General features: G+C 53.2%; 28 protein-coding genes. 18 read left to right on the top strand and 10 right to left on the bottom strand.

Translation table 11 applies throughout. The features are described from left to right. Positions 1–92 precede the first annotated feature (92 nt). The 4 genes from CE636_RS25610 (at position 93) to CE636_RS25625 (ending at position 2,593) form a co-directional block, all read left to right on the top strand. Positions 93–725 (top strand): helix-turn-helix domain-containing protein, encoded by a 633-nt coding sequence (locus CE636_RS25610; RefSeq protein ID WP_017898655.1) that lies wholly within the window; start codon positions 93–95, stop codon positions 723–725. Between the two features lie 45 nt (positions 726–770). After that, positions 771–926, top strand: a complete 156-nt coding sequence (locus CE636_RS29045) for a hypothetical protein (RefSeq protein ID WP_032446979.1) — start codon at positions 771–773, stop codon at positions 924–926. 434 nt (positions 927–1,360) lie between these two features. Beyond that, positions 1,361–2,047 (top strand): EAL domain-containing protein, encoded by a 687-nt coding sequence (locus CE636_RS25620; RefSeq protein ID WP_004203719.1) that lies wholly within the window; start codon positions 1,361–1,363, stop codon positions 2,045–2,047. Between the two features lie 135 nt (positions 2,048–2,182). After that, positions 2,183–2,593, top strand: coding sequence for a Spy/CpxP family protein refolding chaperone (locus CE636_RS25625; RefSeq protein ID WP_017898654.1), 411 nt, complete (start codon positions 2,183–2,185; stop codon positions 2,591–2,593). An 85-nt stretch (positions 2,594–2,678) separates the two neighbouring features. Here CE636_RS25625 and CE636_RS25630 read toward each other — a convergent pair whose 3' ends face one another. Further along, on the bottom strand, positions 2,679–4,181 hold the full coding sequence (locus CE636_RS25630; protein WP_004203721.1) for a UbiD family decarboxylase: 1,503 nt from the start codon (positions 4,179–4,181) through the stop codon (positions 2,679–2,681). Between the two features lie 121 nt (positions 4,182–4,302). On the opposite strand from CE636_RS25630, the gene CE636_RS25635 reads away from it, so the two are divergent. Then, complete coding sequence (locus tag CE636_RS25635) at positions 4,303–5,202, top strand: LysR substrate-binding domain-containing protein (RefSeq protein WP_017898653.1); 900 nt, start codon at positions 4,303–4,305, stop codon at positions 5,200–5,202. Here the strand turns inward: CE636_RS25635 and CE636_RS25640 are convergent. Beyond that, the gene (locus CE636_RS25640) at positions 5,199–6,983 is read right to left on the bottom strand and encodes a sensor domain-containing diguanylate cyclase (protein WP_017898652.1); all 1,785 of its coding nucleotides are present in this window, start codon (positions 6,981–6,983) and stop codon (positions 5,199–5,201) included. The genes CE636_RS25635 and CE636_RS25640 overlap by 4 nt on opposite strands. A gap of 73 nt (positions 6,984–7,056) precedes the next feature. After that, the gene (locus tag CE636_RS25645) at positions 7,057–8,265 is read right to left on the bottom strand and encodes an HD domain-containing phosphohydrolase (protein WP_017898651.1); all 1,209 of its coding nucleotides are present in this window, start codon (positions 8,263–8,265) and stop codon (positions 7,057–7,059) included. Positions 8,266–8,568: 303 nt separating this feature from the next. Here CE636_RS25645 and fraE point away from each other — a divergent pair, with 303 nt between their 5' ends. The 4 genes from fraE (at position 8,569) to CE636_RS25665 (ending at position 12,307) form a co-directional block, all read left to right on the top strand. Beyond that, complete coding sequence (fraE, locus tag CE636_RS25650; protein ID WP_017898650.1) at positions 8,569–9,612, top strand: fructose-asparagine asparaginase; 1,044 nt, start codon at positions 8,569–8,571, stop codon at positions 9,610–9,612. A 658-nt stretch (positions 9,613–10,270) separates the two neighbouring features. Continuing rightward, complete coding sequence (gene lpxP, locus CE636_RS25655; protein WP_017898648.1) at positions 10,271–11,185, top strand: kdo(2)-lipid IV(A) palmitoleoyltransferase; 915 nt, start codon at positions 10,271–10,273, stop codon at positions 11,183–11,185. Positions 11,186–11,274: 89 nt separating this feature from the next. Then, entirely contained in the window at positions 11,275–11,913 is a 639-nt protein-coding gene (gene leuE / locus CE636_RS25660) for a leucine efflux protein LeuE (RefSeq protein ID WP_017898647.1), read from the top strand. Between the two features lie 130 nt (positions 11,914–12,043). Beyond that, a complete protein-coding gene (locus tag CE636_RS25665) occupies positions 12,044–12,307 on the top strand; it encodes a DUF2534 family protein (RefSeq protein ID WP_004203731.1) in 264 nt (87 codons plus the stop codon). A gap of 59 nt (positions 12,308–12,366) precedes the next feature. On the opposite strand, the gene CE636_RS25670 is transcribed toward CE636_RS25665, so the two are convergent. From CE636_RS25670 to CE636_RS25695, 6 genes are all read right to left on the bottom strand, one after another. After that, a complete protein-coding gene (locus tag CE636_RS25670; RefSeq protein WP_017898646.1) occupies positions 12,367–12,492 on the bottom strand; it encodes a hypothetical protein in 126 nt (41 codons plus the stop codon). A gap of 118 nt (positions 12,493–12,610) precedes the next feature. Further along, positions 12,611–12,685, bottom strand: coding sequence for a protein YoaJ (gene yoaJ / locus CE636_RS29710; protein ID WP_139988883.1), 75 nt, complete (start codon positions 12,683–12,685; stop codon positions 12,611–12,613). Next, positions 12,685–12,786 carry a YoaK family small membrane protein gene (locus CE636_RS25680; protein ID WP_004150782.1) on the bottom strand — a complete coding sequence of 34 codons (102 nt, stop codon included), beginning with the start codon at positions 12,784–12,786 and terminating at the stop codon, positions 12,685–12,687. The genes yoaJ and CE636_RS25680 overlap by 1 nt, the downstream gene beginning before the upstream one ends. Before the next feature lie 57 nt (positions 12,787–12,843). After that, on the bottom strand, positions 12,844–13,857 hold the full coding sequence (locus tag CE636_RS25685) for a sensor domain-containing diguanylate cyclase (protein WP_017898645.1): 1,014 nt from the start codon (positions 13,855–13,857) through the stop codon (positions 12,844–12,846). A 264-nt stretch (positions 13,858–14,121) separates the two neighbouring features. Beyond that, positions 14,122–15,105, bottom strand: coding sequence for a tyrosine-type recombinase/integrase (locus CE636_RS25690; protein ID WP_017898644.1), 984 nt, complete (start codon positions 15,103–15,105; stop codon positions 14,122–14,124). Between the two features lie 115 nt (positions 15,106–15,220). Continuing rightward, complete coding sequence (locus CE636_RS25695) at positions 15,221–15,520, bottom strand: helix-turn-helix domain-containing protein (protein WP_048024533.1); 300 nt, start codon at positions 15,518–15,520, stop codon at positions 15,221–15,223. 121 nt (positions 15,521–15,641) lie between these two features. Between CE636_RS25695 and CE636_RS25700 the strand changes: the two genes are divergently transcribed. The 9 genes from CE636_RS25700 to CE636_RS25745 all read left to right on the top strand — a co-directional run bounded on the left by CE636_RS25700 (position 15,642) and on the right by CE636_RS25745 (position 21,972). Further along, complete coding sequence (locus CE636_RS25700) at positions 15,642–15,920, top strand: regulatory phage cox family protein (protein WP_017898643.1); 279 nt, start codon at positions 15,642–15,644, stop codon at positions 15,918–15,920. A gap of 20 nt (positions 15,921–15,940) precedes the next feature. Continuing rightward, positions 15,941–16,159 (top strand): hypothetical protein, encoded by a 219-nt coding sequence (locus CE636_RS25705; RefSeq protein WP_004131515.1) that lies wholly within the window; start codon positions 15,941–15,943, stop codon positions 16,157–16,159. Positions 16,160–16,174: 15 nt separating this feature from the next. Continuing rightward, positions 16,175–16,552 carry a hypothetical protein gene (locus CE636_RS25710; RefSeq protein ID WP_017898642.1) on the top strand — a complete coding sequence of 126 codons (378 nt, stop codon included), beginning with the start codon at positions 16,175–16,177 and terminating at the stop codon, positions 16,550–16,552. A 15-nt stretch (positions 16,553–16,567) separates the two neighbouring features. Then, the gene (locus CE636_RS25715; RefSeq protein WP_004213097.1) at positions 16,568–16,840 is read left to right on the top strand and encodes a hypothetical protein; all 273 of its coding nucleotides are present in this window, start codon (positions 16,568–16,570) and stop codon (positions 16,838–16,840) included. A gap of 68 nt (positions 16,841–16,908) precedes the next feature. Continuing rightward, a complete protein-coding gene (locus CE636_RS25720) occupies positions 16,909–17,133 on the top strand; it encodes a hypothetical protein (RefSeq protein ID WP_017898641.1) in 225 nt (74 codons plus the stop codon). An 8-nt stretch (positions 17,134–17,141) separates the two neighbouring features. After that, entirely contained in the window at positions 17,142–17,696 is a 555-nt protein-coding gene (locus CE636_RS25725; protein WP_017898640.1) for a 3'-5' exonuclease, read from the top strand. Between the two features lie 232 nt (positions 17,697–17,928). Beyond that, positions 17,929–18,864: a DNA adenine methylase gene (locus tag CE636_RS25735; RefSeq protein WP_017898639.1), complete on the top strand. Its 936-nt coding sequence runs from the start codon at positions 17,929–17,931 to the stop codon at positions 18,862–18,864. A 37-nt stretch (positions 18,865–18,901) separates the two neighbouring features. Beyond that, the gene (locus CE636_RS25740; RefSeq protein ID WP_017898638.1) at positions 18,902–21,451 is read left to right on the top strand and encodes a replication endonuclease; all 2,550 of its coding nucleotides are present in this window, start codon (positions 18,902–18,904) and stop codon (positions 21,449–21,451) included. A gap of 2 nt (positions 21,452–21,453) precedes the next feature. Beyond that, positions 21,454–21,972 carry a hypothetical protein gene (locus CE636_RS25745; RefSeq protein ID WP_017898637.1) on the top strand — a complete coding sequence of 173 codons (519 nt, stop codon included), beginning with the start codon at positions 21,454–21,456 and terminating at the stop codon, positions 21,970–21,972. Positions 21,973–22,085: 113 nt separating this feature from the next. Here CE636_RS25745 and CE636_RS25750 read toward each other — a convergent pair whose 3' ends face one another. Further along, positions 22,086–22,919: an HNH endonuclease gene (locus CE636_RS25750; RefSeq protein WP_032446976.1), complete on the bottom strand. Its 834-nt coding sequence runs from the start codon at positions 22,917–22,919 to the stop codon at positions 22,086–22,088. Positions 22,920–23,079: the final 160 nt, after the last annotated feature.

Raw genomic sequence — 23,079 nt, forward strand, 5'->3', positions numbered from 1 at the left:
AAATAACCGACAGAGGCGACGGCGCTGGGCATAGGGTACCGCGCCGGAGGATGATAGTATAACGCCGGGACTGATTCAGGAAGGAATGTGCGGTGCTCGGGAGAATTGATTACGATATTGAAAAATACCAGTTTACCGAAGCCGGTGAAACGTCGCGGCTGCGGGAGCAGTGGCGCGAAGTCTATCAGGAGTGCCGTCAGCTGCAGGCCGGGGCAGAGGAGCGCCTGCGCATTGCGTTACTGAACGTCGACTATGTCACCAGCTTCGAGCTGCCTTTTCGCCTGCTGCTGGTGCGCGCGCCGCAGCTGATCGCCGACGTCCGCGAGACGCTGCAGCTCAGCCGTAAAGCCGCCGTTTTCAACGGCAAACGTTACGGCTGCGTCTACAGTTTGAAGCAGGATTTACAGGCTGTACCGGAGAGCTTCCATTACCACCTGACAAACCGCATTCGTCGCGTCGAAGCGACGGGCCTGACGGCGGCGCCGTACCAGCAGATCGCCAGGGAGATTAAACCTGCCCGGGATCGACTCCGGCAGGCATTAATCGCCGGCCTGCCGGTTACCGCGCTTGATGCCCTGTTCTGGTTCGGCAGTCAGCGGGTAGCGGCGGACATTGCCCAGCTGCGCCGGTCCGGTATGGCTATTGTCACTGAGGAGGTGGAGGTCAGCGACAATCTGTTCAATACCACCCGGCGGGTACCGGTTTATCGTCTGACCAGCGCGTGAGCGGGTCTCGCTTCGCCCAGCCGCTGCCTCTGCAGGCAGTCGACCATTGCGCCATCAAACCAGACGCACAGCCCTCTGGCGGCATGCCGCGGAGCCGGTTCCAGCCACGCGCTGGCGCTGAGCATGATCAGCATCAGCGCCAGCGGAACCCCGTATATTCTTCTCACTACCCTTTTCCCACTTCGCCTCTTTTGCCAGTAAGATAGCGGGAAAATATGACGTTTCGTTGACCCGTCTGCCTGATTTATCGCCTGCAGACGGCGTGGCAGGCGTGGCAGGCGGGCCGTGCCGGGTGATGCGTTATTGATCTTCGGCATAAAAATGCCAAAAACTGGCGGCTTGTTTTTTTCGGTTTTATTACTCCATGCTTTTTTCCCCGTAGGGAAAAAGCATGAAGCCGCAATGCCTGGTGATGGATTATTTTGTAACTGGCTGGTTTGAAACGATATTTTAATTTTGACTTAGGTGGGGATGACAGCGGTGGCAAATTTATATTAATTCACTTTACCGATCAATAAATTATATCTTGATAGCTTTTAGCTATCGAATGTTTCTTATCGATCATTTTAAACTATTTTTGTTGGCGGGAAATATATGACATGCTTTAACCCTTTCTTATTTCTGGTATTTTTTAAATGGTTAAAGAAAACGTGAAAAATACCTCTTATCGCTTCGTTCTGGAGCCCGCTATTAGCGATGATGGTGCCTACCACTCGTGGGAATTGCTCACTAAAGACATTATAGCACCCGCACAAAATAACACCTCCGCGCCCACGTTTTCTTTCTCCACGCTCACCGAACGCGACAAGCTTGCACTATTTACCCGGCAAATCGAATTGCTTTCCGTCTTTGATTTTTCCCAGGTCGATAATAAGCCGATCTCGCTGAATATTGATGATTTATTAAGCCATTTTATTCTGACCGATCGCTATCTGTGTGATTTTCTGCGCGCCAGTAAATACATCGCCCTGGAAATAAATGAGAATTTTCATGAGTTTATCGCCGGTCGCGAACTGACGGCGCTGAGCACGCTGGCGGCGCTTTGCCCGGTCTGGCTGGATGACTTTGGACGCGGACGCACGACTTTCCGGCTGCTGGAGCGATTTCGCTTCGATTGCGTCAAAGTGGATAAAGATTATTTCTGGGACAAAGAAAACGATCCAGCTTTGCCTGGGCTGTTACAGGCTATTCATACCCTGACCGGGCATGTGATTGTGGAGGGGATCGAAACCGAAAAGCAAAAACGGTTAATCACTGCGGCCGGGGATATCATTGGTCAGGGCCGTTACTGGAAGGATGAATATATCTTTCTCTGCTGCTGAGCCCCCACCGGGGCGAGGTTTCGGTGACCTGCCATTCTTTTCTTATCCAGTTTTAAACGAATGCTTTGTTACAGATAGGCTTTATTCCCGCGATGATAATCCCGTCTCTTTTACTTGCTTGAAGGATAACTCATTGTGAATACACGCTTGCGTAATACCCTGATCGCCATTGCGCTGACCACCTGCTTCACCGCCGCCAGCCAGGCGTCGACCTCGGCTGACGTGCCGTCTGTCTCGCAGGACCCGGTCGTCCAGCATCTGAAGCTGAGTGAGGAGCAGGTCGCCAAAATCCAGGCGCTGCGTCAGGGATTCGAAAACAATGTGAGCCAGATTAAAATCAGCGGCTATCAGGACGGCGCCCTGGCCGACGTTATTCACTCCGGGAAATGGGATGAAGCTAAAGTCAAACAGCAGCTGGCTGCTTTTGGCCAGCTGGATCAGCAGGTGCGCTACTATCGTGTGAAATACTACTTTGACGTCAGCCAGGTGCTGACTGCCGAGCAGCGTGAGCAGGTGAAAAAAGACCTCGCCGCGGCGATTAATTAACCCGGCCTTCGCCATCCGCTCCGGATGGCGCTGAATCGGGCGACAGACGCCGCGTGTCCGGCGCCAGTCGCCCAGCTTGACTGACTTACTGACCGTGGCCGTTTTCCAGACGGGCGAAATACTCCGGAGCAAACGGACGCGGGTCGACATCGGCAAACGGCGCACGCTCAAAGTGTGGCTTCAGCGCCCAGGGGACCGTGCAGTCAAAAATCGTCTTGCAGCTGATACCTTCCCCGCGGATCGACGGACTGTATTCCGGCGTCTGGGAAGGATCGAGCTGGTGACCGCGGATACCGGGGAGGGTGGTGATGCTGACATCCCCCTGCATGCGGGTGGTCATCGCCCACAGGATATCGTCGCTGTCAAAGATATCGACATCCTCATCAACCAGAATGATGTTTTTCAGTTCGGAATAGGTCGCCAGTGCCAGCAGCGCAGCCTGTCCCTGACGACCTTCGTCGGCGGGCTGACGTTTTTTCACCTGCAGGATCCCCAGAAATTTACCGCCGCCCGCGGTGTGGGCGTAGACATTTTGTAAGAAGCCCGGGATGGCAGCCTCGACGGCATTCCAGATACTGGCTTCCGTCGGCAGCCCAGCGAGGGTGGTATGCTCTTCCCCCGGTCCCACCAGCGTCTGCAGGATCGCATTGTGCCGCATGGTGACCGCTTTGACTTTGATCACCGGCAGCGACGGGTTGGCGCCGCCGCAGTAGCCGGGAAATTCCGGCATCGCGTGGCCGCTGTTGGTGTGCTGATCCTCTCTGACGCGCACGCCGGGCAGCAGTTCGCCTTCAATAACGATCTCGGCGCGGGCGATGGCTTTCTCCGGGACGCTGACGCCCTGCACCAGCTCCACCGGGCGCTGACGCAGCGCGCCGGCCACGCCCAGTTCGTTATAGCCAAACGGCGTGGTGGGGGCTTCGAAGCAGGCGCCAATATAGATGGCCGGATCGAGACCCATATTGATGGTTATCGGCAGCGGTTTTCCGGCTGCCTCGGCTTTCTGGCGAAACACTTCGATATGGCGGCCGGCGGCAAGAAACATCGACAGCTCATCCCGGCCCTGCACGCACAAGCGGTGGATGGTGACGTCGGTGAGCGAGGCGTCGTCAGGATCGCTGGCCAGCGCCAGGCCCAGGCAGAAGAAGGGGCCGGCGTCGATCGGGGTGTTGGTGGGCGCCGGGAGCAGGGTGCGCAAATCAAAGTCCGGATCGTCGGCCAGAAAGATCTGCTCCTGACAGGGGGCGCTGTCGGCCGGGACCACTACCGGCGCGACCGGTGTTTTCACCGCTTTACCCACCTCCAGCGCCAGCTGCGAAGCTTCGCAGCCCAGCAGCAGCGCTGCCCGCTGGCGGCTGGCGTGCATGCCCACCAGAATGCGCGAATGCGGATAGCCCTTAATATTGTTAAACATCATCGCCGGGCCAATGCGGGTGGGGCGCTTCACAGTGCCGCCGGCGCCGATATGGCGATAGACGCCGGCCAGCTCGGCGTTAGGGTCCACCGGATGATTGGTTTCGAGGTACTGATTGTCATGCTGTTGCAGCAGCGCGATGGCGTCGCGCAGATCCTGAATCGGTGCGGTCATGATGTTCTCCTTAGCGTGTCGATGCGCACAGTATGCTTCGCAGGCTAATGGTTATCAATTGCATCATTTATGCTTTATTGATAATATTTTTATTATCAATCAAACCCACCGGAGTCCGGCCATGTCCTTGCGAGCGTTACGCCACTTTGTGGTCGTTGCCGAAGAGTTACATATGCACCGGGCGGCGGAGCGGTTGCATATCGCCCAGCCCGCCCTCAGCCAGCAGATCAAACAGCTCGAGCAGCGTCTGGGGGTGGTGCTCTTCTCCCGCGCTAACCGCCGTCTGACCCTGACCGCCGCGGGCGAGGCCTTTTGGCAGAAGACGCGGCTGGCGCTGGAGATGGTCGACCAGGCGGCACTGGACGCCCAGCGCACCGCGCGGGGCGAGCAGGGAAGACTGCATCTGGGGTATGTCTCCAGCGCGATGTACGACAGCAAACTGCCGGGGCTCCTGCGCGAGCTGCGCGCCGACTGGCCGGGGATTGAGCTGTCGCTGGTGCATGGCGATGTGCAAATGCTCTACGAAGCGCTGCTGGATCTGCGCCTGGATATCGCCATCATCCGCGCGCCGCTGGCCTCGCCGCCGGACGCGCTGGTGGTCAGGCCGTTTGTGCGGGAAAAGCTCTGTCTGGCGCTCTATCAGCAGCATCCACTGGCAGGGGTAGGGGCGCTCAATCTGGCCTCATTGCGCGCGGATAACTGGATCTCTCTTAACGATCCGCAGGGCACCGGGCTGGAGCAGGTATTTATTGACGCCTGCCGCGTCGCGGGCTTTACGCCGCAGGTGGCGCAGCGGGTCAACGACGTCACCTCGATGATTAGCCTGGTCTCCGCCGGGGTCGGGGTGGCCCTGGTTCCGGTCTCGGCGCGGGCCTTACGCCTCGATAACGTGGTGTACATCGATCTTCAGGACCGGCTGGCGGAGAGTGAGCTGAGCATGGTTTACCACCGCCATATCCGTTCGGCGGTAGTACGGAAAGTCATCTCGCTGCTCAATGCGACTGAGCACTCACCCGGTTAACCGGTCTTCAGGCGGCCAAAGCTGACAATCCTTGAGCGGCCCAGCTCTTTCGCCCGGTACAGCGCAGCGTCCGCCGCGCGCAGCAGGCTGTCGCTTTGGGTATGCTGCGGATAGCTGGCGATACCAATCGACACATCCACCTGACCTATTTCGGTCAGACCATCGCGCAGCGTCATATTATGCACCTGGGTATAGATCTCGCTGGCGCACTGGTGCGCCTCGGCTTCGTCAATGCCGGGGAGCAGCACCAGAAACTCCTCGCCGCCGTAGCGGAAAGCCATGCCGATATCGCGCACCGCGCGCTGCACGATGGTGGCGACGCTCTTAATCACCAGATCCCCGGCCTCGTGGCCGTAGCGATCATTGATGGCTTTAAAATGATCGATGTCGATCATCAGACAGCTCAGCGGGGTGTGGGTATGGACCGCCAGCGCCATCTGTGAATGCAGCGCTTCGTCAAGATGATGGCGATTACGCAGGCCGGTCAGGGAATCGAACAGCGCTTTTTCCAGCAGGGCGCTGCGTAAGCGCTGATTGGCCAGCGCCAGGCCCAGCGCTTCCGCCATCAGCTCAAGGTAGGCCCGGGAAGGGGCGTCACTGGCGGTAACGTTCTGAAAGGTCAGCAGCCCGATGGCTTCGCCCTGGGCGATAAGCGGTACGCAGAGCGACTGGCCGGCGTGCGCCTCTGGCAGATGATAGCAGGTGATATCGGGTTCGCCCTGCACCGGCGGATGGCTGAGTCCCCGACGTATCGCCCAGCAGTCGTCGGGTGAAAAGGGCGTCGTCTCCCCGGCGGGCGCCAGCCACTGCGCCACGCAGCGCATCTGCCAGGGATCGGTATCCAGAATATACAGTTTCCCGGGGATCGTCGGGGCGATATTCGGCGCAAACAGTTCCGCCACCTTAATCACATCTTCAATGGTTTCACAGCCCTGCAGCCGCTGGGTCATGCGCGCCAGCAGTTCGCGGATCGCCCAGTCGGCGTCGCGCTGCTGCTCCAGCTGCTGGCGGGCCAGGCCGTTCTCGCGAAAAATGCGGATGGCCTGGGCCATATCGCCAATCTCATCCACCTGAGTGAACTGCGGCGTCTCCACCGCATAGTCCTGGGAGGCGAGACGCTGCACCACGTCGCTCAGGCGAACCACCGGGTAGAGCACCCGGCGTTTGAGAATAAAGCCGAGGACGAACAAAAACATCAGGGCGGTCAGGCCGACCATGATTTCCGACAGGGTTCGCCAGATCCGCGAGCGGTCGGTAGCCTGGTCAATGGCAACGGCGGCGCGATTTTCGAGCATCTGGCGGAAGCGATCGATCTGCGTCTGCATACGTTCCAGCTCGGTCTCGTATGCATTGCCGTACAGCACCGCGATGGCCGCTGGCGCATCGCCGTTGGCGACATGCGCCAGGGCGGCCTGCTGTTCATCCTGAAGTTCAGCGGCAATCTGCAGGCCATCGTGCAGCAGCGCCAGCTCCTCGCGGCTGGCGCCGTTATCTTTCAATCTGGCCAGCCGCAGCTCAATGCTTTTGTCGCTCCGCTGCAGCTGCTGATACTGCTCCAGCGTCTCCGGCGAGGGCTTAACCACGTATAGCCGGGCGAGGTCAGACAGCGCCCAGGCGTCGTTTTCCACCTCGTCGGAGAGGGTATCAAAGACCTGGCGCTGCTGTACCGCCTGGCGTTCGACGCGGTCAGCGCTGGAGGCCATGAGCATGGCGCTCCCGGATGCCAGCGTCAGGCCGACGGTGATCCCGTAGGCCCAGTTGGTGATGGTGGCGATTCTCACCCTGTGTTTCCTTGCATGCAGATGAAGCGGTTTTAATTATAGAACCCGCCCCCGGTTATGACGGCGGCCCGCTTCAGGGACGGTGCTCGCTGCGGGGGTGTTCAAGGGTCTGAAGAATGATGGCGTGTAGCGTTTCCGCATGGTGGCGTAAAACGAGAAAGACATCGCGATCCAGAGCGCCATTTATAACATCCGTTTCCATAATCTGTAAGGCCTCCTGCCAGGCCATCCCTTTACGATAAGGGCGATTTTCGGTCAGGGCGGTGAAAATATCGGCGATGGAGATAATCCGGTCGGCGAGGGTCAGGTGATCCTTTTCGAGATGCAGAGGGTAGCCGCTGCCGTCCAGTTTTTCATGATGATTCGAGGCCCAGTTGATAATGTCGCCAAGCTCGCTGTAGTCGCTCAGGAGATCTCCGGTCATGTAGCTGTGCTCGCGTACCTGACTCAGCTCGTCGTCATCCAGCTCGCCCTCTTTTTCCAGAATAGAAAGAGGGATATAAACTTTACCAATGTCATGCAGATAGCCGGCAACCTGTATTTGCTGGCAGGTGGGCTCTGGCAGCTGCATCCAATGGGCAAGCTGGCGGGCGATTTCCCCCACCATAATACTGTGGCTGGCGGTAAAGCTGCTGTAGGTGTCGACAATTTTGGCAATCAGCAGGCAGACATCTTTCAGACCGTCAATATCCAGATATAGCGTGTTGATGGGGGCAATAATTTCCAGCAGCCGTTGAATATGCCCGGGATGCAGGTGCTGCCAGAAGCTCGCATTTTCAGCGACCTCGCACAGGGTATCGCAGAGCAGCGGATCGATCTCCCGGTGCAGGGTGACGAACTGCTCCACCACTGCCCGCATGGGCCACGCGGCCACGCGGCTATCCGCCGGCAGCAGCCGTTCAAAGGCATCGGCGAAATAGACAATATGCTGTTCGCGGCTGCCGCGGTGCTCCGGGCTAAAGTGGTGGTCGCGAATAAAGGGGACGATGGGCTGGAAGGTTGCTAACCCCTCAAGCATCGCCGCCCCCTGGCGCTGATGCGGATCGTGGATATTATCGATGGCATCCAGCGAATGGATGGTGCGTCTATCACCCAGTACGCCGATATCGTGCAGCAGCGCGGCGCAAAAAATGGTCTGCTGACGCTCGGCAGGCAGCCCCAGCCTTTGCGCCAGCGTCAGCGCGATTAAGGCCGTTCGTTGCATATGCCGGTGCAGTTCAGGGTTAATGATCTGAATGACGTTGGTGGTCAGCATCAGGGCCGACTTCAGGGCAATGCGCATTTCTGTTCTCCGTTCGCGTCACCTGGCGGGCATAAATGACCTCGAGGGTGACGGAAGTGTCGATAATCTGATCGCAATGCGTGTTGTGTGTTGCTGAACGAGTAAAATCTCATAATGTATGGGGTCATGGCGCCTGCCCGGTTCAGATCCAGTCATGCACCAGATTTGGGCGATGTTGAGGCGAGAACCTTATTATTGTCTGATAGTTAACCATTTACCCCTCGTAAAAGATATCAATTCTGGCAAGCCCTTTGCATTAAGCAAGCGTAAGTTTGATTAATGTCTATGAAGGGAGTGACCTGTATGAATTTTAGAGCATTACTTGCCATTGCGTTACTGACGATAAGCAGCCTGGCGTTTAGCGAGACGCGTTTACCGCATATTGTCATTTTAGCCACCGGCGGGACGATTGCCGGCTCGGCGGCCAGCAATACCCAGACGACGGGCTATAAAGCCGGGGCAATTGGCGTGCAGACGCTGATTAACGCCGTGCCGGAAATCAGTAAAATTGCCCACGTCGAAGGTGAGCAGGTGGCGAATATCGGCAGTGAGAATATGACCAGCGATATTATTCTGCAGCTCTCGAAGCGGGTGAATGCGTTATTAGCCCGGGATGATGTCGATGGCGTGGTGATCACGCATGGCACCGACACCCTCGATGAAACCCCTTATTTCCTCAATCTGACGGTGAAAAGCAATAAACCGGTGGTCTTTACCGCCGCGATGCGTCCGGCGACGGCGATCAGCGCCGACGGGCCGATGAATCTGCTGGAAGCCGTCACCGTCGCCGCCGACCCGGATGCCCGCGGGCGCGGGGTAATGGTGGTGCTTAACGACCGCATCGGCGCGGCGCGCTTCGTCACCAAAACCAATGCCACCTCGCTGGATACTTTCCGGGCGTCGGAGGAGGGTTATCTTGGCGTCGTGGTGGGGGGAAAACCCCAGTTTGAAACGCGGGTGGATAAGGTCCACACCCTGCGCTCGGTCTTCGATGTGCGTCAGCTGAAGGCTCTGCCGAAAGTGGTGATCATCTATGGTTACCAGGACGACCCGGAGTATATGTACGATGCGGCGATCGCCCATCATGCCGACGGTATTATTTACGCCGGCACGGGGGCAGGTTCGGTGTCGGTACGTAGCGCCGCCGGTATTAAAAAAGCGCAGCAAGCGGGCATCGTGGTGGTGCGCGCCTCCCGCACCGGCAGCGGCGTGGTGCCGCCGGACGACAGCCAGCCCGGGCTGGTGGCCGATTCCCTCAATCCAGCGAAAGCGCGTATTCTGCTGATGACGGCGCTGACGCAAACCAAAGATCCGCTGCTGATCCAGCAATATTTCCACACCTACTGATCCTCTGCCGCCGGGGCGTCCATCACGTCTTCGCTGCGGTTTGCCCTACAGTGACCCGATGTCGGGTCACTGTCCGCGCTAAACACGGTGCTTTATGCCGGTAAGGCGTAAAGAAATATTTTTTCAGCGGCGGGTAAGGGCGGTATTAACGCGCAAACAATTGCCAGGGCGCTTATTTTTAAAGCATCTTTAAATAAGTCTATTCTTAATTATTCCCTTAAGGCGATTTTAATATTCCTTATGCTCACGGATAAAAAATGAGTCACGCTGAAGGGGGAACCCTTTTATTTTTTCGCGGCACAGACGAAGAGCTTGGAGACGCGGGCAGGCTGCGGGCCGTGTGGCTGAGCGGGCATCAGACCCCGGCAGACAAGGCGTTCTCGCGTCGGGTTTCGATTATGTCCGGTAGTAACGCTGATGATTAGCGTGAAAATGATATGCACGATGAATATATTAAGAAGAGGATAAGATTTAAGTTTACATTTAGTAACATTTGTGCCGCAATTATGTTTTTTTGTCAGCACGCTGTTTTTTACTTGCCGGAGGGAATTTCAGCGGATTAGTATTGTCCTACTTGCTGTACGTACCGCCTAATGATGATAAATGGATTCTGTTTTCCTTAAGCGTTACCACATAATTAATGTTTACAGGAAAAATCATGGCCTGCGTATTTAATAAACAACTTTTACACCCGCGCAACTGGCTGACCTGGTTTGGGCTCGGCATCCTCTGGTTGATTGTACAACTGCCTTATCCGCTGCTGCATTTTATCGGCACCAGCGCGGGTCGTCTTTCCCGACGTTTTCTCAAACGCCGCGAACATATCGCCCGGCGCAATATTGAACTCTGCTTCCCGGAGATGTCGCCGGCGGCGCGCGAGACCCTGATCGATCAAAACTTTATGTCGCTGGGAATGGGGCTGATTGAAACCGGCATGGCCTGGTTCTGGAGCGACGAACGGGTCAAAAAATGGTTTGATGTCGAGGGCTTTGCCAACCTTAATCATGCGCTTAGCGGCGGGAAAGGGGTGATGGTCGTCGGCGTGCACTTTATGTCGCTGGAGCTGGGCGGGCGCGCCATGGGGCTGTGTCGTCCAATGATGGCCACCTATCGTCCGCATAACAGTCCGCTGATGGAGTGGGTGCAAACCCGCGGTCGCCTGCGCTCGAACAAAGCGATGATCGATCGTAACAACCTGACCGGCCTGGTACATGCCTTAAAATCAGGCGAAGCGGTATGGTTTGCTCCGGACCAGGATTACGGCCCCAAGGGCAGCGTGTTTGCGCCGTTTTTCTCCGTCCCGCAGGCGGCAACCACCAACGGCACCTATGTGCTTTCCCGCTTATCGGGGGCGAAAATGCTGAGCATCAGCATGGTGCGCAAGCTGGATCGCCAGGGCTACAGCTTGCACATTAGCGAAGTGATGAATGACTATCCCGGTGAGGATAAGCAGATCGCCGCCGGCTATATCAACAAGGTGATTGAGCGCGAGATCCTCCGCGCCCCTGAGCAGTATCTGTGGGTGCATCGCCGTTTTAAAACCCGCCCGCTGGGTGAACCTTCCGTCTATTAACCTTCCCGCACAGGCTGCGCTTTCAAAATCCCGACAGTTGGGGTAACGTGAGCCGGATCATGTTTTAGTCGTGCGCGAAGGAGTGCAGAGTGTTCGCTGAGTTTGGTGTTCTGAGTTATTTGACTTACCTGGTCGGGGCGGTGTTTATCATCCTCGTCCCTGGCCCTAATACGTTTTTTGTGCTGAAGACGGGCATTGCCCACGGCGTGAAGAAAGGCTATCTGGCGGCGGCGGGCGTCTTTATTGGCGACGCGGTGCTGATGTTTCTGGCCTTTGCCGGCGTGGCGACGCTGATTAAGACCACGCCGGTGCTGTTTAACGTCGTCCGTTACCTCGGGGCGATTTACCTGCTGTGGCTGGGGGGCAAAATGCTCTATGCGGTGCTGACCCAGCGTGACGGCCAGGCTGACGCCAGCGCAGAGCCGGCGAGCGCGATCCTCAAGCGTTCCCTGACCCTGAGCCTGACCAACCCGAAAGCGATTCTGTTTTATGTGTCGTTTTTCGTGCAGTTTATCGATGTCAACGCCAAAGCCCCCGGGGTGGCGTTCTTTATTCTGGCGCTGACCCTTGAGGTGATTAGCTTCTGCTATATGAGCTTTTTGATCCTCTCCGGCTCGTTTGTCACCCGCTACGTCAAAACCCGCAAGAAGCTGGCTAAACTTGGCAACAGCCTGATTGGCCTGGTTTTCGTTGGGTTCGCCGCGCGCCTGGCTACCCTGCAGTCCTGATCCTCACGGGCCGGTTACCCACAGACCGGCCCGCCGCCTCTTATTCTGTCCTGTAACAAAAACCCTTCATTTTTTATTGCATTGGTGTTACATATACAGCCGTTTATCGCTCAGCAAAAAGGAAGCCCGGATGATTCTGCAAAAACTCCTCAGCAATAAAAACTGCAAAAAATACTGTCTGTCGCTCGCGGCGGTGTTTGCTATCGCGCTGGCGGTGGTGGGACGGGCGACCTTTGGCGGCGTGGTGAGCGAGTACAATATGCCGTACTCGGAGTGGACGACGTCTATGTTCTTCCTGCAGGGGGCGATGGTGACAGTTTACAGCATCGTCTTTACCGCGCTCTTCGCTATTCCGCTCGGCTTTATTTTCCTCGGCGACGAGCGTCAGGATTAAGCGTCAACGGGCGAACCGCGGTTCGCCCTGTCTTATCGGCTCATCAACAGCGTGAAGCATTAATCATCGTCATGATAGTGGTGATGGTGGTGGTTGCGATGGTGGTGATACCCATCGTCAACAATGCATCCCGATAACAGCGTGCACAGCGCAATAATCAACGGTAACACGATCGGCTTTTTCATCCTTACTTCTCCCGCTATTTTTCTTTCCCCGTGGCCGAGAATGCCGCGGCGGATAACGTGAGTGTAAAGCGTTAACTTATTGATGGGATAGGACAACTCCGCAATATCGTCGCGGCGATCACCACCAGCCGATCTGGGCGCCGGCCACCGCCACGATGGCGACAACCAGCATAATAATGGTGCTTTTTTTCATTATGCCCCGCCCGGCGCCGCATAGCCGCCGACAAAAAACCAGCCGAGAAAGACGACGGCGATGATAAAGATCGCCACCGGGAAAAGAATACCCAATTTCATGATAGTGTCCCTGTACCCACGAATGATGCCCTGCATGATACTGGATATCGCGTGACTTTAGTCAATATGAATAAAATTCTCCTGCCGGCGAGACTTTTTATCCTGATACATCGCCTCATCGGCAGCGCGTAAGGCCGCTTCAACATCGATACTCTGCGGATCGCAGATGACCACCCCGAAGCTGGCGCCCTCATAGTTGATACGCTGTTCGCCGAGGAAGTAGACCCCGCACAGGGCCTGGCGCAGGGTGGTGACATACGCCTGCTGCGCTGCAGGCGGCTGGGCGCTACCGACGATCAAAAACTCATCGCCGCCAAGGCGGCCAACGATATCTTCACGGCGCGCGACGGCGGTGAGTCGTTCACCGACCTGCACCAGAAAGCTGTCGCCGCACGGATGGCCGAACCGATCGTTAATGGCTTTGAAACCGTCGAGATCGATAAAAATGAGCGCGACCTGTTGCTGCTGAGCGCGGGCGGAGGCAAAGCGTAGCGCCAGTTGCTTAAACAGCGCGCGGCGGTTAGGGAGCTGGGTGAGCTCATCGGTAGACGAGTGCAGCTCCAGCGCGACGTTTGCCGCCTGCAGCTGTTGCACCAGGGTGTCTTTTTCCACGTAGTGGGAAATGAGCTTCGCGAACAGGCCCATGACCTGTTCACCTTCAAGGTTATAAGGCTGTTGTTGCCGGCTGGTGGCGCAGAGGGTACCGAACAGAGATCCGTCGGCCAGGCGCACAGGAATGCTTAAAAAGGTGGCGATCCCCAGCTCCTGGGCGGCGATGCAGGAGTGCCAGCGACGGGCGACGTCATTGCTAAACGTACACTGATCCTCAAGGGCGCGTTTGCACAGGGATTCATCCCAGGGGACGGAAAACCCTTCCGGGATCTGCATTTCGCTGCTGTTGTGGGCGAACATGATCTGCTGCCGCTGGGCGTTGATATCGATGCGGGTAAGGTAGGTGGACTCCATTCGCGTCACCGCCTCCAGCATCTCCAGCAGCTGGCGCACCAGGGTTTCCAGGGACTGTTCCGTAGCGAGGGTTTGCGACACCCGGGCAAGAATAAAATCTGACATGAATAATACAGCTCCAGCACGCCAAACGTCACCCCAGCATATTGGGCTGCAAACGGACATCAGCGTCGAATAAACAGTGATATTTTTAAATTTATCACATCTTTCTGGGGAATACTTGTCGACTCGCCGGGAAAAAAGCCCCGTCGGGTGCGTTGGAGACACCCGGAACAAGGGGCTTTCAACGGTACAATGCGGAGTTGCGCGGCACGCAAGACCATCGAAAGCCATAACTAATTACCCATCTGTGGACATTATGTGGACGTTTCATACATCAGCGCTACCTCTCAGCGGGTTAAGCGAGATCGCGTCCTGAAGATATTCCGGTGCAAAGTGAGCGTAGGCCATAGTTTGCTCAATTCGCGCATGTCCTAAGATCCTCTGTAATGTAATTATGCTCCCCCCATTAATCATAAAATGCGTCGCGAAACTGTGGCGTAGTGCATGCGTCGCCTGGCCGGTCGGAAGATCAGGTTTTACCTCCCTGAGTATCTGCCTGAAGTCAGAATAAGACGCCTTACCAAATAACAACCCTCGCTTACCATCCGCTATGAGTTTTGCCACTTCCGCTGAAACTGGAACAGTCCGCTGCTTGTTACTCTTGGTTTTAACGAACGTCACACGGTTCTGTATGATGTGTTCCGCCTTGAGTCGAGCCGCTTCGCCCCAGCGAGCACCAGTACTTAAACACAGAACAGCTATCTTCTTGTTGTCGCCATCCAGTTTAAAGAGCAAGTGCTTGATTTCGTCCTCTGTCAGATAGCCAGTTTCTGGGACTTCTTCTTTCAACTTCTTCCGCCCTCTGATCGGATGTTCACCCGAAAACAACTCGGCCTCGATAAGCGCTGTGAACATACCACTGATACTGTTGAGATCGCGGTTAATGGTGGAAGCTTTAATACCCTGGCTTCTTCTTGCCGCGTAATACTGACTAATCAGCGCTTTCGTAATCTGAAAAGCACAAGGATCGTCTGTAATCCTGCAAAACACGTCTAACTTGTTGCGGTTTATCCGACCGTGCTCCTCATGCTTGCCTTTCAAATTCCACCAAAGCTGTATCAGTTCAGACAGATGCCGCTTATCCGTCGGTTTTGATAACCATTCTTTGGTGTGATGGTTGAACTGGGTATGCTTCTCGAAAGCTACCGCTTCACTTTTCTTATCAAACTTCCTGCGGATACGCTTTCCATTGCGACCAGCAGGCCTGATGTCCACTTCATATCGACCATCATCGAGTTTCTTAATAGTCATAAGAAAACCCTCCGATGGGTGCGTTTGCCTTTAGGCCTCAACGCGTTGCAATTATGTGATGAATACTTTTCGACCAATAATAGACATTTGAAATGTATGTAGGACTGGTTAATTGTTAACCAGTCTTTTGGTCTGAGTGCTGCGAGGTTGTTAAGTCTTGCCCAAAGTGTGCGAGTGCCGGTGCGATTTGACCGGCTTCAGGCGAAACCTGATCGGTCATAAACCACAGTGTGTATTTAGTAAATTGAGGTATTTGCAGAATCTTCATCATTACGTCGGTTGGTGGGGTTGAGCGTCCGCTTTCGTAATAACTTAAAGTCCCATAAGGAATTCCTGTTAGATCAGCGAGTTGCTGTCTACTTAGATACTCAGACTTTCTTATTAAGACGATTTTCTCGTTTAACGCGTTTGACATGGTGTTTAGATCTCAATAGTATGGTGTTTAGATGTAAACAGTTAAGTGTTTAGTATTGAACACTAAAGCCAACTATAAGCCATTAAGAGCAATTCATGAACCGAATAACGAGGAAATGTTAATGGTAAAGCAAATCACAAGCACGACCGATGCGGTTCCTTATCAGGAATTTGCCAGACTCATCGGGAAAACGCCGGCTGCGGTAAGAGGAATGATCGAGAAAGGGAAGCTTCCTGTAATCGAGATGACCGATCCCCAGTCTACTTCTGGCCGTGCCGGCGAATACTGGGTTTACCTTCCAGCCTGGAACAACGGCATGAAACTGGCCTACGAAAGTCGTCCAAAGGAGATCAGGGAAGGGTGGTTGATGTGGCTTGGTCTCGGTGAGTCAGGTCGATAGCCGGTTTCAGGGGAGGAAACATGAAGAACGGTAGCCGCGGATCAGTATCACAGCTCAATAGCAAAACCAGCCTCTACTGTGGTTTTACTATTCTGAAACTCCCACGCAAAAAACCGTACAACCGCCAGCGCTATCAAATTACGCACACAGGCCATTATTACGGCATTGACTTTGCTTTATCAGAAGCATGCCGAACGATTGACAGAATCATGAGTAAAAAGCGGTTTATTGCTTTTTAATCTCTGGGGGCGAAAATGAAACTCGAATATGCAGACAAAATTAACTCGCTTTTACAATGCTTCCATTTCAATAAAGAGTTTCTGGAATGGAATCATGATTACTCTCTCCAGCTTTTACGCCACGGCGTATCCCACCTTTATCATTTCGCAATGCTTCAAGGCGAGAATGATGAATGCACTCTTGAAGAACTCCGCAACATCATTATTTCCGTGACCGATGGTGATATCCCTAAACCATACGACCTGCTATCTCTGGACGCTGAACAACTGAAGAAGGCTATGAAGTTTGTTCAGCCGCAGGCGGTCACCGTAGAAGTTACCCCGGAGATCCTGGAACACCTGAAACTGGGATCTAGAGCCTCCTGGCGGCTGGAGCCCCCTCGCTTTTACTGATCATCGGAGTACGCCATGTTCACCGAAGAAAAAACATCTTGGGAACAGGAAATGCTGATTCGAGAAGCAGTGGAAAGTGCCGAGCAGGGGTTCACTGTACATCTAAAAAATGGTGCTCGTATCACCATTAGCTCAAAAAGCCCGTCTAAAGATTTAATAATTTACGGGCTCGAAAAAGCAATTCGCGGTAATCACGATCGCGCGCGAATGACCTTTATTGATTTCATGTATTACTGGCATGAAAGGATATTTAAGCAGATTAAAAGAAAATCGCGTCCAAACAATTAATTAACCCGCTTTAAAAATAACGGCATTCACTTTGCCGGGGATTTGTTTTGCCTTTTTCAGGAGGTTGCATGTTGGTTACGTCAATAAAGCCGGAAGGCGGAATTAGCGATCCAGAGTTTATGGGAATCAGCACCAATGCGCGCAAAGGCGAGCGCGCCCATTTACTCGGATTGCTGCGCATCCGTATGGGCCTGCTGAAAGAGCAAGGCCTTACCCCCGAAGAGATTTATTCAGCACTTGAGCAGTGGATAGCCAACCACGAAACAATCACCAGCGAGGGCAGTAGACCATGAATCACTTAATGATCGATTTGATTAACGTTAATAAGAAACCGTCATCACCTCTGTGTGCCATTGAAGCTGTGTTTTTTGAGCCCTCAACAGGGCAGATCGGAAAGGTTTTTTATTCTTCGATAGACATTCGTAAATCTGAAAGCTTGAAGGGCCGTATCAGCATTAGTACGGCATTCGATTGGATGAAAAAAGACTCTCACTGGCGCGCCGAAGTAATGAGCGCAACCGAAGCTGAAGAAGATGCACTTTGCAGCCTTGCTGCTTTCATCGCCGACAATACCTGTCCCCGGAACGCGGCGTTATTCGTATGGTTCAAAGATGCCCCGGAAAAACTGGTTTCACTTCGTTATGCCGTGGATCGCTTAGAGGTGTCAGGCATTTTCCCTGAAGGCACAAAATACCGCTGCATTCGTTCACTTCTCGACCTTGCTGCTGCCACAGACTATGCGCCTCATGCGAGAAGCGCCCTGGCACGTTACACGCTCACTGACGCGCGATATCAAGCAGAGCAAGTCTGCGAAATCTGGCAGCGCTTGACCTCTCCACACACTGGATCGCTATGAGGGCCGCCATGCATTCGCATCTGTCTGTTGTTTGTAACGCGCCGTTGCCGGTTTGTAAGAGGGCGCTTGCCGCCCTGAATTGCTTTGCTCGTGGACAGCGTAATTACACCCGAGTCAAGCCACACGCCTATCTCGTGATCCGCATTGGCCTCCGTTGGCGTTTGCTCAGCAAAAACGGTGGTAAGCAGTGGCGACTGATGACCCATGAAACCTATAACCAGGAATGCCGCAAATGATTAAGTCACCTCTTAAGTGGGCTGGCGGTAAAACCCGCGTGTTGCCGGAGCTGCTGAAGCACTTACCTAAAGCCGATTGCTTGATTGAGCCCTTTGTAGGCAGTGGCACAGTCTTTATGAATACGGAATACCGCCGCTATGTACTTTGTGACAGCAATCGCGCATTGATCAATTTCTTCCTCGCGCTCAGGGAAGACCCTGAAAGATTGATACTGATCGCCAGGAACGTATTCAGAAATGGCAATAACGAAGATAGCTATTACGAAGAGCGCAAGTTGTTCAACCACCTGTCGTGGGATGACGAGTGTGCAGATGATTACGTTGTACGGTGGGCTGCATCATTTTTATACCTGAACCGCCACTGCTTTAACGGGCTTTATCGCACCAACAGGGATGGCGGTTTCAATGTTCCCTTTGGCAGCTATAAGGCGCCTTATTTTCCAGAAGCAGAAATGCGCCTATTTGCCGAAAAGGCGCGGGATACTCACGCGCTCTTTCTTTGTAATGATTTTCGTACTTCCATTCCGTACGTCGCCAGGAATCGCCTGGACTCCGTGATTTACTGCGATCCACCGTACATCCCGACTAGCAAAACAGCCAATTTTACCGCTTACGGCAAGCCATTTACCCTGGATGATCACCGCGCTTTGGTTACGGCGTTGCTGGACGTTTATCGCCAGCATGGAACGCGATCGGCCATCTCGAATAGCGACACACTAGAAACACGCCAGATCTACTCCGCTTTCAATCTCCACGCCTTCAGAGTTCGACGTTCCGTTAGCGCCAAAACCCGCGATATGGCCGGTGAAGTGATTGGCGTTCTTCGCGTGTGTGGTGGTTGCGGTCGTTCTGGTGGTGGAGGTTGCCCGGACTGTGGGGCGGTGATGGGTGATGCGACATATGCCGAAATGTTTGGCACGCCGGCTTGTTAAAGCGTTGGCTTTGCAAAATAAGATTCGAAGGTGAGTTATGCCTGACTCCACATCCCTGGCATGGAGCTGGAATGCCAGAAAGCAGCCAGTAAACCCTTATGCTGTTGATGTGCCTGCACGGAAACCCTCTGCGCTGGCCGTCTGGATTGCGCTTTATGAGCAGGATAAAAGCGATCAACGCGAGCAGGCTGAAGCAATGAGTCGTGCAGCAGAAGAGTACCTCTTTTCTGTTGCACATTGCGATCCCTGGCACTATGACGAATTGAATGATGCGCTGATTGAGAAGGCTAAGCGACATGCAGAACTCCATCGTGTTGATCCTCTTACCCTGATTCGTGATGACGTCGCCAGCTTGCCTGGTTTCCTGCGCAAGCCGCTGGAAACAAGGATTAAGTATTTGGAAAAATCAGAAGATCCGCGCCATTTGCCTACCTATCTGAATGAGGTCATTACTCCCTCATTAGTGAGAATTGACAAGGTCCGCGCTAACCAGGCGTCGCTGTCATTCCAGGCCATGGCTGGCAGGGATAGCCTTGATCAACTCCTTCGACTTGCTGAACTGAATCAGCGGGAGGTTAAGCGGCTTTCAACGCTGGTCGCAGCGCACATTGATATGATTTTTATCCAGCTTTGCGGTGAGATGCTGACCGATGAATTAGCTTCTCCCATCGTAATACTGGAGCTCTATTGTCGTGTGGCGGCCGAAGTGTCACGCCTTGATGTTATCCCGCCGGGTTATGAAGCGCTCCGCAGCAAACATAATCGCCGCAACCCGATTAATTACGAGCTGATACCGGGCGCGCTTGCCCGTATGCGTTGTGCTGACTGGTGGCAACGTAAGCTGTGGCAACTCCGCAACGAATGGCGGGAAGAGTTACTTCGGGCTGCGTGCCTTGTTCATCGGCACGCATCACCTTATGTCAGCCATGACATTCTGTTGCAGAAGCGGGAACAACGCCGTAAGGCGATGGATTTTTTCCGCAACCATGATCTGATTAACGAAGATGGCGACACGCTCAGCATGGAGGATGTGGTGCTTGCAAGTGCCAGCAATCCAGCGCACCGTCGTAATGAGATGATGGCCTGTGTCAAAGGCCTGGAATTGATAGCTGAAATGCGTGGCGACTGCGCCATGTTCTATACCATCACCTGTCCTTCTAAGTACCACGCCACACTGATGAACGGGAAGCCTAATCCTACATGGGATCACTCGACAGTTAGGAAAAGCAGCGACTATCTGGTTGATACGTTTGCGGCATTCCGTAAGGCAATGCACAAAAAAGAGCTGCGCTGGTACGGCGTCCGCGTAGCCGAACCACATCACGATGGAACTGTGCACTGGCATTTATTGTGTTTTATGCGCAAAAAACATCGACGTGCAATCACAGAGCTGCTGCGTCGTTTCGCTATCCGAGAAGATCGCGCCGAACTTGGCAATAACACTGGCGCTCGTTTCAAGTCAAAGCTGATAGACCCGCGAAAGGGGACTCCGGCCAGTTATATTGCAAAGTACGTCAGTAAAAACATCGATGGGCGTGGGCTGGGTGACACCGTCAGCAAGGAGACGGGTAAATCACTACGTGATAGTGCCGAGTACGTCACTGCATGGGCATCGTTGCACCGTGTTCAACAATTTCGTTTTTTTGGGATTCCAGGCCGCCAGGCGTACCGCGAGTTACGATTGTTCGCATCGCAGGCAACTCGTGCAATGAAAACCAGCAAACCGGGTGCTCCGGTACTTATGGATCCAAAACTGGACGCTGTGCTCGCAGCTGCTGATGTTGGCTGTTTTGCCACTTACATCATGAAGCAGGGCGGTGTACTTGTTCCCCGCAAAAATTACCTCATTCATACCGCCTACGAGCCGACAGTCGAACCAGGAACCTATGGCGATCACGGGATTCGTATTTATGGCATTTGGTCGCCAATCACCGGTAAGGAAAACAAAATATGCACGCATGTCCATACCTGGAAGATGGTGAAGAAGGCTCCCGCTAACCCAGGCGCTGAAAGCGCCGCCCAGGGCGACCCCGTCGCCCCTTGGACTCGTGGCAATAACTGTCCCCCAAACCCAAAAATTCGCAAAAAAGAGATGGTAACTGACGTTGCTGTACCCGAGATAATGACCCCCGGTGAAGTAACGGGAGCGCTTGATGTGAGTAAACTATCCGCAAAAGAGCGCCGGGCTATACTGAGAAGGATTACAGAGGAGATCTATAACAAGAAGAAAGCGCAGGGTCACGTAGAATCACGCAATTACTCTCCGTATGAGGTCTTGTTGAGCAATTTTGCTTCATCTATTGGCATCGAACTTAGTGAATCCCAGGTTAATCATTTATTTAATGGTAAACGCATACGTTATGGTGATCGCATTTACTACGCGACTCACGATGGGGCGCTGCGCAGTATGGAACCAGAGAATTCAGATGTTCAAATTCGGAATGTGTGGAAACTATTGAAAAAACACAATAAAGTAGATGTAGGTCACATCACAGATAATCCAGTAGGGCATTATTCCGACATGCTCAGGTCTCTGGACACTAGAGGATGGGCTGTACTCTTTGGGGGAGATAAGAACAGGGGGTGAACATGTATGACGATTATGATAAGCGAGAGGCGAATATTGCCAGCTTCCTGTCGAACAAAATAAAACGATGCATTAAATGTGGTCGTGAGCTGGACTACAAAGAGAAGTTTTATTACACAGATCGAATTTGCAATCTCTGCCGCGGGCTTCAACCGTTCGATAGTGAGGACGTTCCAGAGGTAGAATCTGAGGTTAAGTCACCTTTTCCAATTATTAATCTCGATTTATCAAAGTATGAGGACAAAGGGCAGCAAAACAGGTCTGATTTTGAGAAGCAGGTCTTTAGCCGTTATCCCGAATGGCAATTGTTACGAGAAAAAGCGGAAAAAGATTGGGATGCAGCTCATCCACGGCCTGAGGAAATAAACTTTGTTACTCAAATCCCTAGTTATAGTTTGATCATTACTGATGAGCGCATAGCAGAACTGATTAATCAGTATGATGCGAATGGGGCAGTGAATATTAAAGTTGAAGAGTTAATTTCATTGCTTTGGGAAGTAAGAGAGTACCGGAAAATTTAAATCAAAGAGCAACTTTCCAAGATGATAATTGAATCTCCAGCTCAGTCAAGAAATAACGTAAAGACAGTGGGCTGGAGAAAATAGAAAAGTTAAGATTTGTGGCTGAGTGACTACTAGGGAAGATTCCCCATGTCCCATAGCGATGAATTACCCGGCACCTTCTGAAAAATAAAACCAAATTTCTGCTGAGCCCAAACAATAAACAATCCCTCAGATTGTCCACATTCTGGACAATGGAGAGTGTTAGCTCGATGCAGTTCTGGATACCAAGAAAAGATAGTAAAGTGTAGACTGCATTTCATGCATCTGACTTTTTTCTCTGTATATTTGGCTGTTGTTTTTACAATCTTTTGCACATGAGCAATACCGGCGTTCGTTATGCTTGATGTCGCCCCATCAAGGCTCATGAAACCAGCATGCGCAAGTTCAAATAGCTCATCAGGATACTGTTTTACTTCCTTGGAATAAAAATGAAAGGTCTGTCCGTTGGACTCGATAATAATTCCATCATCTGTCCTATTAATTAATGCTGGGCTTTCCTCGCATGCAGCAGCTAATAGAATCTCTGTCGCACGCTCAGAAAGGTCTTGACTTTTCCCCTCTGCTTTCAATGTTTCGATAATAACTGTTGATAATGCATGCATTTCATCGCCGGTTACTTGAGGTTGTGCAGGAAGCTTTCCTTTTTCAACCATATCGTACACAGCATCGCGATGTCCTTTTAATTCTGCCCTGCTAAATCCTTTCGTCATGTGCATCTTTGAATGAACAGATGAATGGCATGAAATACAAATTGGTATTAGATTGTCTTCATCATCTAAACCTCCTTCACTCTGCGCGACGATATGATGTATTTGAATTTGCAATGGTGAAAATCTTCTGCAAATACAGCAATGCCTAGCTGATTTAACAAGTATTTTGGCAGCAATGTTATCTGGAATTGGCATAAATACTCCGACTCTAAATGTTCTGACTTAAATTGCTTAGTCTACAGGCCTGTACTGGCCTTGACTCAGTTCATTACGTATCTAAGTTATGCGAAAATGATCCTCTGTGCTACTTAATTGACACTACTACCTCTTTGTGGAATCCCCTTAGGGGTAGCAG

Origin of the sequence: Klebsiella sp. LY, assembly GCF_004010915.1 — a bacterium.
Classification (GTDB): Bacteria; Pseudomonadota; Gammaproteobacteria; order Enterobacterales; family Enterobacteriaceae; genus Klebsiella; species Klebsiella quasipneumoniae.